Raw genomic sequence first — 13,946 nt, 5'->3', positions numbered from 1 at the left:
CCGGTTTCGGTCACGAGTGCATCCGGCAGGCAGAAACGCTGGTGCAGAGCGTGCAGAAAGCCCCGCCTCCTCACCCTCACGCGCAGGACGTGAAAGATACAGATGCGGGGCTTCCAGCGAAAACGAATCTCTACACGAGACGAGAAAGGCTTAGAGCGCCTTCTCGATGGTCTCCAGAACACCGAGCGCAGCAGCCGGGCCAGCGTTCAGGAAGAACATGTCGGGATCCACGCTGTGTGCGTGCTTCTCGGTGACAGCCTTGAGGGTGCTCCACAGGGCTTCCTTGGTCAGCTTGGACTCGTCGCCACCCTGCACGCCGTAGAACAGGTAGTCGCCGTCAGCCTGGTCGAGCTGCTCGGAGCTCAAGTCGATGGAGGTCTTCGCAACCTGCGCAGCTGCGGGACGTGCCAGGGACGCATCCGCGCAGATGGAGCCCACGAACGAGGACTTCGCGAAGATGCGGGTGCGGTCAGCGGAAGTGTACAGGAAGGAGAAGGTCTTCTCGCTGCCAGCCTTCTGACCGACCGACTTCGCCTTGGTGTTGTACTCCTCCATGAGCTTCTCAGCCTTCTCGGTGGTGCCCAGCGCGGCGGCAATCAGCAGGAAGTCCTGCTTCCAGTTGATGCCGGTGCCCTCGGTGACCACGGTCGGCGCGATCTTGGCGAGGGACTCGTACAGCTCGTCCTTCTTGTTGGTGTTGTTGATGAGGATCAGGTCGGGCTTGAGGTTTGCGATGGCCTCAACGTCCGGGTCGGTGCGCTTGCCGACCTTGGCAATCTTGTCGAGCTCTGCGGACTTATTGGAGAACTTGGTCTTCAGGTAGGTGGGGACCAGGTCGGCGTCGCCTGCGGTTGCCGCGCCGACCGGCACGACGCCCAGGGAGAGCACACCGTCGAGCTGACCGGTGGAGAGAATCACGACCTTGGAGGGTGCGGATTTGATGGTGGTTTCACCGCGGAAGTGCTTGACGGTGCGGGGGAATTCGCCGTCAACGGTGGTGGTGCCCATGCCGGAGGGCAGGGCGGAGGGTGCCACCTTCTTACCGGTCGCAGAAGCAGACGCGGAGGAGGAAGATCCGGAAGTGTTGGAGGAGCCGCAAGCCGCCAGGGCGAGGGCGCCGAAGGAACCGAGTGCGAGTGCGCCGAAGGAGCGGCGGGTGATCTTGTTCGTCATATTTGCCATATTATTAGGATAACCTCATATATGCATATGCGATACTTAATACTTATCTATTGATACGTTAAGCATCCTCCGTCCGCACGGGAGCACACCGCTCCCCCACCACCTCCAAAGCCTATGACACCACAGACCTCCCCCTCTTCCGGACCCACCGTCAGCGCTGCCTCCCTGGCGAAAATTCGTGCCCTCTCCGCTTCTTCGGACGCCGTATCTGGCGCCTCCTCGGGCGGTCAGGGCGGCAAGTCTATCTCGCGTCTGGCGGTTGCGCTCATTATTGGCGGCGTTCTGCTGGTGCTGCTTTGCGCCCTGTCGTTTGCGGTGGGTTCGCGCATGTTCCCCCTGGATCGCTCCATTGACGGCTTCCTCCACCCGGAGGCGAACACTATCGAGTCGAAGCTGATTTGGGCGAAGCGTGCCCCGCGTACCGCCGCGGCGCTACTGGTCGGTGCCGCGTTGGCGGTGTCGGGTGTGCTCATGCAGGCGTTGAGCCGTAACCCGCTGGCTGAGCCGGGCCTGCTGGGTGTGAACTCGGGTGCTGCCGCCTCCGTGGTGGTCGGTGTGGGCGTTTTTGGGGTGTCGTCCCCGTTCGTTCAGCTCTGGCTGGCGCTGGCCGGTTCGGGTCTGGCGGCGGCGCTGGTGTTCGTCATGGGCCTGGTGGATTCTAAACCGAACCTGGATTCGACGGCGCGTCTGGTGCTGACGGGTGTGGCGGTGAATGCCTGCCTGGGCACGATTACCGGCATTATCACGATGTTTAATTCGAAGGCTTTTGATTCGCACCGTTTCTGGGTGGTGGGTTCGCTGGAGAACCGCACCTTTGAGCAGGTGCTGTCTGCGCTGCCCTTTGTGGCGTTGGGTTTGGTGCTGTCGTTCATGCTGATTGGTCCTCTGCGTGCCCTGGCACTCGGTGAGGATGCGGCAGCCGGCCTGGGTGTGCCGGTGACAATGGTGCGTGGCGCGACGATTATTGCGATCATGGCACTGTGTGGTGCGGCGACTGCGGTTGCGGGCCCGATTGGTTTTGTGGGCCTGGTCGTGCCGCATGTGGTGCGTCTGCTGGTGGGTTCCGATATTGCGCGTGTGCTGCCGCTGTCGCTGGTGTACGGCCCGGTGTTGGTACTTGCCTCCGATATTTTGGGTCGCGTTCTGGTGATGCCGAGTGAGCTTGAGGTGGGTATTGTGACCGCCTTTATTGGCGCCCCGGTGCTGATGGTTCTGGTGCTGCATTTGAGTACCGGTGCGCGCGGTGCGAAGAAGAGCCGCATGGGCACGAAGGCGCAGGCGCACGACGAGGCGGGTCCGGCTCACGTGTCGGAGCACGGTCCGCATCATGCTCACCGCCCTGTTGTGCGCGGCTCGGCTGGTTCGGCTGGTTCATCTGGCGTATCTGGTTCGTAGGTCCCGGTTTCTGAGAGGTTTTATTGTGAGCGTTGTGTCTCGTTCTGTAGCCGGGTCCGTGCGTATTCCGGGGCGTTACCGCACCCCTATTCCACGTACCCTGCTGGTGGTGGCGGTGCTTGTGGTGGCGGCGGTCGCCTCCCTGGTGTTTGGTAGTTATCAGATGAGCCCTGATCAGGTGTTTCGCCTGATTTTTCAGGGTGAGGGCACGGAGATTGAGCGTCAGCTGGTGTTGAATCAGCGTCTGCCGCGTATGCTTGCAGCCGTGGTGGTTGGTGCGGCTTTGGGCTTGTCGGGCGCTATTTTTCAGTCAGTTTCGCGTAATGCTCTGGGTTCGCCGGATATTATCGGCTTCACGGTGGGTTCGGCGACCGGTGCCCTGTCTGTGGTGCTGATTGGGTCGTTGAGTTCTACCGGCGTGGGTATGGGCATGGGCGCTATTATTGGCGGTTTTGCGACGGCGGCCGTGGTGATGCTTCTGGCGGGTGTGCGCGGTGGCGCGACGATGGGTCAGAAGATGGTGCTGATTGGTATTGCGGTGAGTGCGATGCTCAGTTCCGTGAACGATTACCTAATCACACGCGGTGATTTGGAGAAGGCGGAGGCGGCGAAGACCTGGCAACACGGTTCGCTAAATGCGCTGTCGTGGAATCAGGTGTCGGTGCAGGCGGTGCTGCTGCTGGTGGCGATTCCGCTGGTGCTGATGCTGACGCATCGCCTGCGCGTCTTGGAGCTCGGCGACGATTTGGCGGCGGGTTTGGGCCTGCCGGTGAAGAGGACCGTGAACCTGCTGGTGGCGGCTGCCGTGCTCCTGGTGGCTGTGGCGATTTCTGTTGCGGGCCCAATTGGTTTCTTGGCGCTGGTTGCCCCGCAGATTGCGCGCCGCCTGTGGAACACTCCGGGTATGGCGATGTGGCATTCGGCGCTGCTGGGTTCGGTGATTTTGGTGCTGGCTGATTTTGTGTCGGCTCGTGCGTTGGCGCCGTTCCAGATTCCGGTGGGTCTGGTGACGGGCGCGTTGGGTGGCGTGTACATGCTGTGGTTGCTGCACCGTCAGCGCTAGTTGCGCCGTCTTATTCCGTATGAGTGACCGGGTGTTCCCAACTGGGGGCACCCGGTTTTCTCTGTTTCACGGGGTTTCGCTAGGTTTCACGGGTGGTTTCAGAATTTTTCAGAATTTTCCCAGTTTTACCCCGGGGTAGATTAAAAACTGCTTATCGTGTCAGGGGTCGCTCATAGAGTGTAGGTGTTGGAAGGGACGATCCTTCCGACCGGGCACACCGTCTCCTGCGGTGTTGCCGCTAGGTTGATTCAGCATCTACGGAAGGAACGGTCATGGACAACACCACTCACGAGAGCCAGTACGCAAACGCAGAGATTTCCTGCACCGCCGATGAGCAGCTGTGCCGTGATGCAGAGTTCAACCTGCTGATGCAGGCGGGCACCATCGTCCGTATGGAGCGTTTCAACGTGGAGGAGCTCCGCGGCGTTCTGGAGCAGCTGGTGGCTGACGGTTCGTGCTTCCGCACCGCGCCGGCCTCTTCGACGATGGGCCGCGTGATGCGTCACCTGACTCAGGGTGCTTCCGGTTACGAGGCGAACCTGGCTGAGCTGCGTGCGGCGGCACAGAACGCTCTGCTGTTCGTGTTCCCCCTGGAAAAGGACCTGGAGATGTGCCTGCGCTTTGAGCGTGTGCAGGGTACCGGCCTGGCGTTGACTCGCCTGGGCGTGAGCCCGGTCAATGGTGACCTGTGGACTCAGCACTGGGCGATGCGCGCGCTGGAGTGCACCGGCTGCGTGTTCGCGGTGGAGTCCGCTCCGGGTGCCTGCAATTTTGAGCTGCGCCGCGAGATGTTCTACGCGATGCTGTCGCTGGTTCACTTGTCGACTTTGGGTCTGTCGGCTGAGCCGGAGGACTTCTACATGTTTGCCGATTCGGAGGCTGTGTGTAAGAAGTTCAAGCGTGAGCGTCGTGATTGCCGCCGAGCAATGCGTGCCCAGTACGACCGCGCCGCATAAGGCATGTGTGTATGCCCTACGCGGCATACGCGCATATCAGAGCCATTTGTTCTTCTTGAAGAACCAGTAGAGAAGCAGGCAGGAACCCACCATGAGTAGCAGCGCGGCGGGGTAGCCGAACTCCCATTTGAGTTCAGGCATGACCTCAAAGTTCATGCCGTACACGGAGCCAACGATGGTGGGCACCATGAGTAGCGCCGCGTAGGCGGAGATTCTCTTGGTGTCGTCGTTCTGCTGCTGACCGAGCAGGGTGTCGTGCACGCGCAGTGCGTTTTCGAGGGAGCTGCGAAGGTCTTCGAGGCGTTCTTTTGTTTGGGTTACGTGGTCGAGCACGTTGCGGAACTGCCGGGCGAGCTCGACCGCTTCTTCGTTCTTTTCTTCGTCGGATACGCCCGGGTAGGGTGAGGGGTCGAGCGCGCCGGTGCGCATCCCTTCGATGATGCGGCCGATCATGGATTCGAGGGGTCGGCAGGCACGCTGGAAGTCGATGACCTGGTTGAGCAGTTCGTAGATGCGCCGTGCGAGGGAGTTGGCGTCGCGCCGCTCGCTGTGGGAGAAGAGGATGTCTTCGATTTCGTCGCTGTCGTTTTCGAGGCCATCGAGCACGGGTGCGTACCCGTCGACGGTGCTGTCGAGGATGCGGTGCAGCAGTCGGGCGGGGGATGCATCGGGGGTGGCGTAGAGCAGGTTGAACTGGTCGTTGATGCGCTGTTCGTCGCGAACGAGTGCGAGGGTGTAGCGGGGGCCGGTGAAGAGGTGCAGTTCGCTGAGGCGCACTTCTTCTTCTTTGTCGAGGTAGATGGCGGGGCGGATGACGGTGAAGAGGGAGTCGCCGTATCGTTCTAGTTTGGCGCGCTGGTGGCCTCGTCCGGCGTCTTCGATGGCGAGTTCGTGCAGGTTGAAGGTTTTTTGCAGGGCGTGTAGTTCGTGGATGTCGGGGTTGGCGTATCCGAGGGCTACGGCGGTGTTGGGCTGCTGGTAGGCGTTGAGGGTTTCTTCTTCGGGTGCGCCTATGCGGATGCGGTCGCCGCTGGGGTAGATGGCTCCGGTAATGTAGGTCATCGTTCTCCTCCTCTGAACGCTTTGGCGCCACGTGTGTGGGCGCTCTTTCCAGCATACGGCACACGCCCCGCCCGGTCACTTATGCAGGTTCAGAGGCGTTGAGGGCTGGGGTGTTGAGGTGAGTCTTGGATTTTCTTTTTAAGATATCTGGGGGTTATAGAGTTTCAACCTTCCCTTGAAAGCTAAGAAAGTCTAAACTTCTAGTTAATAAGACTGAGATTGTCTTAGAACCAACCACTATTTTCTTTTAAGGAACCAACGATGCTGTTGAAACCATTTGTGAAGGGTGCGGCATGTACTTTTGCTGCCGCCTCTCTGTTGTTGTCTGCGGTGGTACCTGCTTCTGCAGCGCAATTGCACCCTAAGACTTTTTCTCCTTTTCCGGGTGATGAACTGGAAGTTACCTGCATTAATGAGTCTGAATACAATACCCCGGGTGATTACCAGGATAAGGTGATTGCTTGGGCGGAGTGCACTGGGCTTATTACTCACGGCCGCCGTCTTTATCTTCAGAAGAATAAGAATGCTCCCCAGCCTGCGATGACTCGTGGGCAGCTTCTTGAGTTTCTGTACCATGTGAAGGGTAGGCCCGTGGTTAAGGATCTTCCTGCTACTTCGCCATATAGCGATATTTCGGTCAATGACCCGCACTACCCTATTGCTATCTGGGCTACTCGTGAAGGTATCACTGCCGGGTGGGGGGATGGAAAGTTCCACTACAACGAGGTAGCTTATGAGGCGACTGAGGCTCTCTTCCTTTACCGGATGTACGGCAAACCTCAGGTGGGTCTTACCCCCGTCCCCGAGGATTTCAAGCGTTGTGTGAAAGAGGGCGGAGATATGCATAAAGCATATAGCTGGCTGGGTTGGACACCTCGATGCGGATATGACAGTGATGTTGAGTTCATGACATTTCTATCTGTATTGCGAGATCTTGACCAGCGCGGAATTTTATAAATTATAAGGCGATAAAGATAGGCTCTGAATATTAATAATTTCAGAGCCTATCTTTTATATATTAAAATTCAACTTTTGTACCCAGATATTCATCCTGTTTATACTTTGGCATATCGGTGTACTTCTTTGGGGTCTTTTTCACTTCTTCTTCGATGTCATGCATTCCGTACCGCATGACAAATTCATTAATGGTGATATCCATGTATCCTGCGCGCCACGGGCCAAAGTGAACTTTCCATGGGTAATTCTCTGGATTTTCTCTGCGATACTCGTCGTAAACATCACCACAGACTGCACAAAGCCCCCAGCAGGTACCGTGCAGGTACCTTCCGGGGGCTTTCGCGTCTTGAGCTTTTGCGCTTAGTCTTCGTTGATGAGGTCGCGGACCACGATGGTCTGGTCACGGTCCGGGCCCACACCAATCGCAGAGATACGGCAGCCAGAAATCTCTTCCAGCTTCAGCACGTACTTGCGGGCATTCTCGGGCAGCTCATCCAGGCTCTTCGCATCCGAAATGTTCTCGGTCCAGCCGTCGTAGTACTCGAAAATCGGCTTAGCGTGGTGGAACTCGGTCTGAGTCATCGGCATCTCGTCGTGGCGCACACCGTCAACATCGTAAGCCACGCAGACCGGGATCTTATCCAGGCCGGTCAGCACGTCCAGCTTGGTGATGAACAGGTCGGTGAAACCGTTGATGCGCACAGCCTGACGCGCCAGCACGGCGTCGTACCAGCCGCAACGACGCGGGCGGCCGGTGTTCACGCCGAACTCGCCGCCGGTGGTGCGCAGGAACTCGCCCATCTCATCGAACAGCTCGGTCGGGAAGGGGCCAGCACCCACGCGGGTGGTGTACGCCTTCTGAATACCGATTACGCGGGAGATGCGGGTCGGGCCCACACCCGAACCGACGCACGCACCGCCGGAGGTCGGGTTGGAAGAGGTCACGAACGGGTAGGTGCCGTGGTCAACGTCCAGGAAGGTTGCCTGGCCGCCCTCCATCAGCAGGGTCTTACCCTCGTCCAGCGCCTTGTTCAGCAGCTGGGTGGTGTCCACAATCATCGGCTTCAGGCGCTCAGCGTAAGACATGAAGTACTCGACGATCTCGTCAACCTCAACGTGGCGGCGGTTGTAGACCTTCACCAGCAGTTCGTTCTTCTGGCGCAGTGCGCCTTCAACCTTCTGACGCAGGATCGACTCGTCCAGGATGTCCTGAACACGCACGCCGAGGCGGCCAACCTTATCCATGTAGGCGGGGCCGATACCGCGGCCGGTAGTGCCGATAGCGCGCTTGCCGAGGAAACGCTCGGTCACCTTGTCCATGGTCTGGTGGTAGGGTGCGACCAGGTGTGCGTTAGCGGAAATCTTCAGGCGGGAGGTGTCAGCGCCGCGGGCCTCAAGGCCGTCAATCTCAGCGAAAAGAGCCTCGGGGTTAACAACCACGCCGTTACCAATCACGGGGACGGCGTTATCGCTCAGAATACCCGCGGGCAGCAGCTTCAGCTCAAACTTCTGGCCGTTCACCACCACGGTGTGACCGGCGTTGTTACCGCCGTTGGGCTTGACCACGTAGTCTACGCGGGGGCCGAGCAGGTCGGTTGCCTTACCCTTACCCTCATCGCCCCACTGGGCGCCCACAATCACGACAGCTGACATTTTGTGCTCCTTGAAAGCCTTGAAGATACGCACCGGATTTCACGGCGCGGCGGCGACCTACCGCCTCATGTTTCGGGTAGGCACAGCTCTTCTAATGATACCGTGCCCGTCCCTTTAAGTCCCGTGTTACGGGGCGGTAGGCGTGCCAGATCCGGTGCCGGTGAGCCTCACCGGGCACGGCAACGCCCCCATCCGATATTTGGACGGGGGCGCTACCGGTATGAGCTTATGAAGACTACTTGATGATCTCGATGAAGGTCATCGGGTAGGTGTACTGCTCACCGCGGTTTGCGGCCAGAGCAGCCAGGCTGTGGAAGATAACCATCAGGATAGCCACAACCATCGGGACGACCCACAGGATGATGCCCAGGATGCCGAAGGTCAGAATAATCAGCAGCCAGGAAGCCATGCTGATGACCCACAGGGAGAAGTTGAAGTTGAACGCGCGGCGGGATGCTTCCTTAGTGAAGGAGTAACCGGGCTTGTCCTTGTAGATGAACCACATGACCAGCGGCGCGAGAATACTTGCGGATGCGAAGGACAGCAGAGACAGAATTGCAGAAGCCAGGTGCGCGAGCATCGCCATGTTCTGGTCGTCCTTGGAGGAGACTACGTAACCGTTGGGCTGCTGACCCGGCGCCTGCGAGTAGGAGGGTGCCTGCTGGGAGTACTGGTTGTACTGTTCAGGGTTCGGGTTCTGAGACATCGTTCTTTTCCTTAATCTATCGATGAGTGGATACAGCTAATCGTTGAGGTGCGGCGGCAGGCTAACTCGCCGTTCTCGGAGGGTGCCCGCCTCGCTCTACTTGGTCGCAACGCTCGTGATGGTTTCACCCTATCAAGGCAAAGTAAATGGAATATTAACCCTCGCCGGACAACAGACGAAGAAACCCGAATATGACACAAAAAAGACGCCCCTGCCCCTCCACGCGGTGTTACGTACGTGGAGGGGCAGGTCGTTATACGGTGTGGGCTGACCGAGGTTAGTCCTGTTTCTCTTCATCAGCGAGCGCAGGATGCGCGGCGGGCTTCTGTAGTGCGGCAGCCTCGCGCTGTGCGGCGGCCTCGCGCGGTGCCGCAGACTCGCGTAGCTTTACACGTTCCCGCCTTTTCAGCGCCTCATACTCATCGAAAAAACCATGTTTCTTCGTGTATCCGTTGATGCCCGTGTAGTCGTCCGGCAGGCGGTTGTACACCAGGTAGTACCAGAACTCGGCATGTACCGTCTTTGTTTTCTGGATGAGTTCCCTCAGCCGGTTCTTATGCTTCACAGCCTGAACAATACCCACAATCCACAGGATCGGCACCACAAAAAATGATCCCAGACCGATAATGATGAAGAAGAACAGCATCGACATGCCGGCATTATTATCGAACATGCTCACCAAAGGAACCAGCACAAACGGGTTCAGTATCAGTAGGACAATAAGCACGGCTTTCCAGAAGGTGCGCTGACCCTCGATCTCTTCAATGTTGGAGCCAGCCAACGGATTATTGATGGGAACGTAGCCTACCGGCTGGATCATTGCTGCCCGCGATATGGGGTTCTCCTCAACCTTGACCGGGTTCAGGTGGGCAGCGCACGCCTGCATGGGTGCGGACTCGTCGTGGGAGCGGTCCAGTAGGCGCATTTCGATGAGTTTTGAGTCGGGGGTGCCGAAGAGCGGGTCGGGGATGACCGGCAGAATAGCGCCCGGTTGCAGACCGAGGTGTTCCAGCCGAACGTACTCGCCGTAGGCGTGCGTTGCCTGAGCCTGCTCTTGCTGAGCCTGTTCAGTGGAGGCGAGCGCTACCGGGTGGTTCGCCTCGTCGTCCTTGCGAGATTCGTGAGTATCTTCCGGGGTGTCTTCTGAGGTATCTTCTGAGGTGTCTTCCGGCTCGTCGATTTTGTCGGTGTCATGAGAGTCTTCGGGTTCGTCTTCTGAGTCTTTCCGCGCGGAGTCGTAGCGCTTGGGGGCACCCGGGTAGACGTATTCATAATCGGGGTCGGGGTGTTCTAGCTCTTCGTCGTCGGATTCTTCATATAGCTCAGCGTCTTCATTTTTCTGCGTCTGCTCGCCCATGAGTAGCGTCATGTATTCCGGGACGGACTGGTCGGTGTCCCAGAGGGGCTGGTACGCCTCGTCCTTCTTTGCAGTTTCCTTCTTTTCAGTGGGTCGGTCTGCCATGGTTGTCTCCTTCGCTCACCAGACATACTCCTGGTGGCACCACCGTACCAGCGGGCGCTGGGCAGTCCCTTGAAACCTGCCTGATAAAAGCTGAGAAAAAGCCCCCGACAAGCGCCAACACGCACGTGTTAACACTGCCGGGGGTTCAACGTTACCAGGGGTCTACTGGGGGCATTTGCGGGAAGCTACTCCGCCGGCACTGACACTCCCTCGGGCTCCCCCGCTTCGTCCGGGTGGGCACCCTCCTGCAGGGTGCGGTCGTACACCGGGTGGTACCAGAACGCACCGTACGTCGTTGCCCTCGCTACCGCCTCCCGCCGCTTCTGCGAGAGCTTCACCAGCGAATAAATCATCAAGCCAAGCCAGATAAAGGGCACCGTAAAAAACGAATACAGCCAGACAAAGAAATAGGCGCCAAGAACCTCCCCGGCAACCCGCTCATTCACCATGTACAGCAGGGGTAGCACAAGGAACGGGTTAATCACCTGCAACACCACACACAAAACCAGCCACCACATGTACCCGAGACGAGCCTTAGCCCAATCAACGGTGGCCTCCGGTGTACTTGCGGGGATGTAGCCAACAACCCGAGCTTCGCCGGTGTCTTCCCCCGGTGCTGACAGAGCCGGTTCAGACAGAGCCGTCGCGGTGCCGGGCTGATTCTGCCAGCGCACGGAAGCCACCTGCGTGGGTCCGGCATCCTTCGACAGCGCACTCAGTAGTTGCATGGGCTGCAGACTTGGGTCGGGAATACCGTAGACAGGTTCCGTCGCCACAGGCAGGGCGGCATCAACGGTGAAGGAATCCATACGCCATTGCGGGGTCTGCGCCTGCGCTCCGCCGGTCATGATGCGCCGCCCATATGTGAGTTCGGCGGCGCAGGGGTAGGAGCAACCGCCGCAGAGGACATCGAAGACGTTGCGCCCAGGATCCCCTGCATCTCCTCAGCGTTCTTGGGCAGACGGTCGTACACCAGATAGAACCAGAACGGCCCAAGCGGCATGGCCTCCTGCTTCAAGTCCTGGCGCTTCCGATCGAGCCGGTACAGTGTATAAATCAGCGCACTAACCCATAATCCCAGGGGGAGACCAAAAGTCACTACGGTAATCATCATGAAGACGTAGAAGACATACCCACCAGCTTCAGACCCCCCGGCGACAGAAGCCAAGGAGATATAGGTCAGGGGGTTGAACACCACACCCACGAAGAAGAGGGCAATGAGCTCAGGCCAGGCCTTCTTCCACAGGTCTGATCCGCGCACCTTGCCCGCAAGTGGGGTTGCTGAGATATACCCGATAGGTCGCGGAGTACCGACTACTTTCTCATCCATCCAGGCAGGAAAAGCGGTCGGCACCTGCCGGTGTGCAGATGCGCCAGCATCCGTGCCCATGGGGGACATGCGGCGCATCGTAGGGCCCGGGCGGCCATACAGCGGCCGGTTCAGCACCGGGTGCCCTGTCGCCGACGGGAAAAAGTTTGCAGCCTGCGCAGAGGGTGCGGGAGCAGAAACCGACAGAGCGGGCGCTGCAGAATCGGGCACAGCGGGACTGGGCGCTGTCAGGGCGGGTGTAACCGTATCGGCAGGCGCGGATGCAGAACGAGCCTTCTGTATCTCCATGACCTCCTTCACCGGCTCGGGGATCTCCCCGGTTGGTGCGGGAACGGGCGTTCCGTGAAGTAGCAAAGCCGAGTAATCGGGGGCGGGCTGATCCGTATCCCACAGGGGCTGATACTTACCATCGCTCTTCTCGGTCGGGTTCTGCGGGTTTTTCGGTGCTTCGCTATGCTCCGCCACGGCAACCTCCTCCAATGCTTGTCTGCTGTTATGTGTCTGTTGTGTTGTCTACACTGTGTGTTCGGTGCGCGGGGGCTCAATCCCGCAGCTGTTCTTTGAGCCAGTGGCTAGCCTGCTTAAGCCTCGGCCGCTTCGATAAGCCGCACAATGCTCAGAATCCACGCCACAAACCAGATGATGCCGGGAATCCCCATGAGCCCTGCGCTCACCTGATTCACCATCATAAAGAGAGCTGCGACGAGTGGCCCCGCCCCGAACAGGCCCGTAATGGAGAGAATCCCCGCCGCAATATAAGGATTCAGTACGGAAACGGCAAAGAACAGAAGCTTCGCCTCCCCCTTCTGAGATGAATCAGACGAACCGCCAAAACTCGTCACCGGCTGAGTAATGCCACTACGATGCCGCGAAGCGTAGCGCTCCTGGTTTGTTTTAGAGGGCGGGGCGCAGTCATACACCAGCCGGAACGTAAGTTTCTCCCCGGCCTTACGCCTCCAGATGAGCCGCACCATCACACCTAAGAAATTGATGAGAGCCCACAGAGAGAAAAAGAACAGCGTTAGCGGAAGAATACCGATGCTCAGCACCGAAAACCCTATGCCCGCCAGATATAGAGAACCTAGAGTTTCTTCGCTCAGGGTATAAGAAGGCAACAAGAAATATACGAAAGGATTCGCCGCGATAGCCAACGCTAGGTACACCAGCACCTCCACCACGCGTCTACCAGTGTGCGGCTTGCGTTTATGAACCGGAACGGGGCTGTATCCGACCAGCTCGCCGCCGTGCTCCTCCGGCGATTCTCCCTGAGGGAGAGTTCCCTGAACATCATCGGCGTGGATGCGCATCAGCTGCGGGTTGGGGCGACCGTAATGCACCTGCGGTGCCACCTTTAAAACACGCTGATGAGGGGAAACGGGTTGGTCGTCGATGGGCTGGTTGTTATCGTCGGTCATGATTCCTCCTCCTGGTGCGATTCAAGGATGCGGTGCAGCAATGCCTCAGCTGAACCACCGTCAAGCGGGGTGCACTCGTACACCAGCCGGAATTGAAAATCCTGCTGAATCTTGTGCTGCCTAACGAGCAGGCGCGTCGATTCGACGGCATCCCCAACAGCATTCAGAAACTTTCCTACGCAGAGGAGCAGCAACCAGATTTCTGCGACGAGGCCGACAAAGCCCACAAGCAAAATCAGCGGAGGGAAATAAAAGAGCGGAATCAAAAAAATGACAAGTATCATCGCCATTTCCTCGCCCACTCCCCTGAAACCCAGGCTGAAAAGTATCGGGCTCATCAGCACGATAAAGAAAGATGACCAGAACACCATCCGAAGCAACGGCCCCAGGACATACCAGGTGAAGCCGCTCCAGTCGGTGAAGAGGCTCTTCATATCCAGGGTTTCGGGTGGCTTCTCCATGGGGGCGTAGCCTACCACCTCGCCAATCTGCCAGGCGGATGAGCTGTGCTCGGTGAGGATGCCCTGCACCTCTCCTCTATGGATGCGTTCCAACCGTGGACCGGGGCGGCCGTACATAACCTGGGGGGACATCAGCAGAACAGAATCGTCACCAGAAACGCGTCGCTTGACCATGGTTCAGCCCTCCCTATCCCATCATTTTTGATAGATGTTCAATAGATGGTTTTACAGTAACAACCGAACCTGAAAAGAACCTGAACCCAAATGCAAATGAAAAACGTGAAAAAGAAAAGAGTCGAACATG

General features: G+C 58.4%; 14 protein-coding genes. 4 read left to right on the top strand and 10 right to left on the bottom strand.

The annotated features are described in order from the left end of the window. Nucleotides 1-150: 150 nt before the first annotated feature. Complete coding sequence (locus tag HMPREF2894_RS03295) at nucleotides 151-1,173, bottom strand: ABC transporter substrate-binding protein (protein ID WP_070599263.1); 1,023 nt, start codon at nucleotides 1,171-1,173, stop codon at nucleotides 151-153. A 123-nt stretch (nucleotides 1,174-1,296) separates the two neighbouring features. On the opposite strand from HMPREF2894_RS03295, the gene HMPREF2894_RS03290 reads away from it, so the two are divergent. The 3 genes from HMPREF2894_RS03290 to HMPREF2894_RS03280 all read left to right on the top strand — a co-directional run bounded on the left by HMPREF2894_RS03290 (nucleotide 1,297) and on the right by HMPREF2894_RS03280 (nucleotide 4,596). Next, nucleotides 1,297-2,577, top strand: a complete 1,281-nt coding sequence (locus HMPREF2894_RS03290; protein ID WP_070677792.1) for a FecCD family ABC transporter permease — start codon at nucleotides 1,297-1,299, stop codon at nucleotides 2,575-2,577. 25 nt (nucleotides 2,578-2,602) lie between these two features. After that, a complete protein-coding gene (locus HMPREF2894_RS03285; RefSeq protein WP_083301074.1) occupies nucleotides 2,603-3,640 on the top strand; it encodes a FecCD family ABC transporter permease in 1,038 nt (345 codons plus the stop codon). Nucleotides 3,641-3,912: 272 nt separating this feature from the next. Then, nucleotides 3,913-4,596 carry an integrase gene (locus HMPREF2894_RS03280; protein ID WP_070677790.1) on the top strand — a complete coding sequence of 228 codons (684 nt, stop codon included), beginning with the start codon at nucleotides 3,913-3,915 and terminating at the stop codon, nucleotides 4,594-4,596. 36 nt (nucleotides 4,597-4,632) lie between these two features. Here HMPREF2894_RS03280 and HMPREF2894_RS03275 read toward each other — a convergent pair whose 3' ends face one another. Beyond that, nucleotides 4,633-5,658, bottom strand: a complete 1,026-nt coding sequence (locus tag HMPREF2894_RS03275) for a magnesium and cobalt transport protein CorA (RefSeq protein WP_070677788.1) — start codon at nucleotides 5,656-5,658, stop codon at nucleotides 4,633-4,635. Nucleotides 5,659-5,919: 261 nt separating this feature from the next. Here HMPREF2894_RS03275 and HMPREF2894_RS03270 point away from each other — a divergent pair, with 261 nt between their 5' ends. Continuing rightward, the gene (locus HMPREF2894_RS03270) at nucleotides 5,920-6,615 is read left to right on the top strand and encodes an S-layer homology domain-containing protein (protein WP_070677786.1); all 696 of its coding nucleotides are present in this window, start codon (nucleotides 5,920-5,922) and stop codon (nucleotides 6,613-6,615) included. Between the two features lie 61 nt (nucleotides 6,616-6,676). Here HMPREF2894_RS03270 and HMPREF2894_RS09105 read toward each other — a convergent pair whose 3' ends face one another. From HMPREF2894_RS09105 to HMPREF2894_RS03235, 8 genes are all read right to left on the bottom strand, one after another. Next, the gene (locus HMPREF2894_RS09105) at nucleotides 6,677-6,817 is read right to left on the bottom strand and encodes a hypothetical protein (RefSeq protein WP_168165471.1); all 141 of its coding nucleotides are present in this window, start codon (nucleotides 6,815-6,817) and stop codon (nucleotides 6,677-6,679) included. A gap of 158 nt (nucleotides 6,818-6,975) precedes the next feature. After that, nucleotides 6,976-8,268, bottom strand: a complete 1,293-nt coding sequence (locus HMPREF2894_RS03265) for an adenylosuccinate synthase (protein WP_049338292.1) — start codon at nucleotides 8,266-8,268, stop codon at nucleotides 6,976-6,978. A 235-nt stretch (nucleotides 8,269-8,503) separates the two neighbouring features. Next, on the bottom strand, nucleotides 8,504-8,974 hold the full coding sequence (locus HMPREF2894_RS03260; RefSeq protein ID WP_012904287.1) for a DUF4870 domain-containing protein: 471 nt from the start codon (nucleotides 8,972-8,974) through the stop codon (nucleotides 8,504-8,506). 277 nt (nucleotides 8,975-9,251) lie between these two features. Beyond that, entirely contained in the window at nucleotides 9,252-10,436 is a 1,185-nt protein-coding gene (locus HMPREF2894_RS03255) for a pyruvate ferredoxin oxidoreductase (protein WP_070677784.1), read from the bottom strand. A gap of 185 nt (nucleotides 10,437-10,621) precedes the next feature. Then, entirely contained in the window at nucleotides 10,622-11,284 is a 663-nt protein-coding gene (locus HMPREF2894_RS03250) for a hypothetical protein (protein ID WP_070505767.1), read from the bottom strand. Further along, complete coding sequence (locus HMPREF2894_RS03245; RefSeq protein ID WP_070677782.1) at nucleotides 11,281-12,231, bottom strand: hypothetical protein; 951 nt, start codon at nucleotides 12,229-12,231, stop codon at nucleotides 11,281-11,283. Before HMPREF2894_RS03245 ends, HMPREF2894_RS03250 begins: the two co-directional genes overlap by 4 nt. Nucleotides 12,232-12,347: 116 nt before the next feature. After that, nucleotides 12,348-13,181, bottom strand: coding sequence for a type VI secretion protein (locus tag HMPREF2894_RS03240; RefSeq protein ID WP_070677780.1), 834 nt, complete (start codon nucleotides 13,179-13,181; stop codon nucleotides 12,348-12,350). Further along, nucleotides 13,178-13,816 (bottom strand): hypothetical protein, encoded by a 639-nt coding sequence (locus HMPREF2894_RS03235; RefSeq protein ID WP_070505761.1) that lies wholly within the window; start codon nucleotides 13,814-13,816, stop codon nucleotides 13,178-13,180. Before HMPREF2894_RS03235 ends, HMPREF2894_RS03240 begins: the two co-directional genes overlap by 4 nt. Nucleotides 13,817-13,946: the final 130 nt, after the last annotated feature.

The sequence above is a fragment of the Rothia sp. HMSC066G02 genome, assembly GCF_001813145.1.
Taxonomy (GTDB): Bacteria; Actinomycetota; Actinomycetes; order Actinomycetales; family Micrococcaceae; genus Rothia.
This window is presented reverse-complemented; position numbering and strand designations above follow the sequence as displayed.

Bases quoted from the DNA above. Each gene is read 5' to 3' on its own strand.
- HMPREF2894_RS03235 (WP_070505761.1), bottom strand. From the start codon at position 13,816: ATGGTCAAGCGACGCGTTTCTGGTGACGATTCTGTTCTGCTGATGTCC.
- HMPREF2894_RS03275 (WP_070677788.1), bottom strand. From the start codon at position 5,658: ATGACCTACATTACCGGAGCCATCTACCCCAGCGGCGACCGCATCCGC.
- HMPREF2894_RS03290 (WP_070677792.1), top strand. From the start codon at position 1,297: ATGACACCACAGACCTCCCCCTCTTCCGGACCCACCGTCAGCGCTGCC.
- HMPREF2894_RS03240 (WP_070677780.1), bottom strand. From the start codon at position 13,181: ATGACCGACGATAACAACCAGCCCATCGACGACCAACCCGTTTCCCCT.
- HMPREF2894_RS03255 (WP_070677784.1), bottom strand. From the start codon at position 10,436: ATGGCAGACCGACCCACTGAAAAGAAGGAAACTGCAAAGAAGGACGAG.
- HMPREF2894_RS09105 (WP_168165471.1), bottom strand. From the start codon at position 6,817: ATGGATATCACCATTAATGAATTTGTCATGCGGTACGGAATGCATGAC.
- HMPREF2894_RS03260 (WP_012904287.1), bottom strand. From the start codon at position 8,974: ATGTCTCAGAACCCGAACCCTGAACAGTACAACCAGTACTCCCAGCAG.
- HMPREF2894_RS03280 (WP_070677790.1), top strand. From the start codon at position 3,913: ATGGACAACACCACTCACGAGAGCCAGTACGCAAACGCAGAGATTTCC.
- HMPREF2894_RS03265 (WP_049338292.1), bottom strand. From the start codon at position 8,268: ATGTCAGCTGTCGTGATTGTGGGCGCCCAGTGGGGCGATGAGGGTAAG.
- HMPREF2894_RS03295 (WP_070599263.1), bottom strand. From the start codon at position 1,173: ATGACGAACAAGATCACCCGCCGCTCCTTCGGCGCACTCGCACTCGGT.
- HMPREF2894_RS03250 (WP_070505767.1), bottom strand. From the start codon at position 11,284: ATGACCGGCGGAGCGCAGGCGCAGACCCCGCAATGGCGTATGGATTCC.
- HMPREF2894_RS03270 (WP_070677786.1), top strand. From the start codon at position 5,920: ATGCTGTTGAAACCATTTGTGAAGGGTGCGGCATGTACTTTTGCTGCC.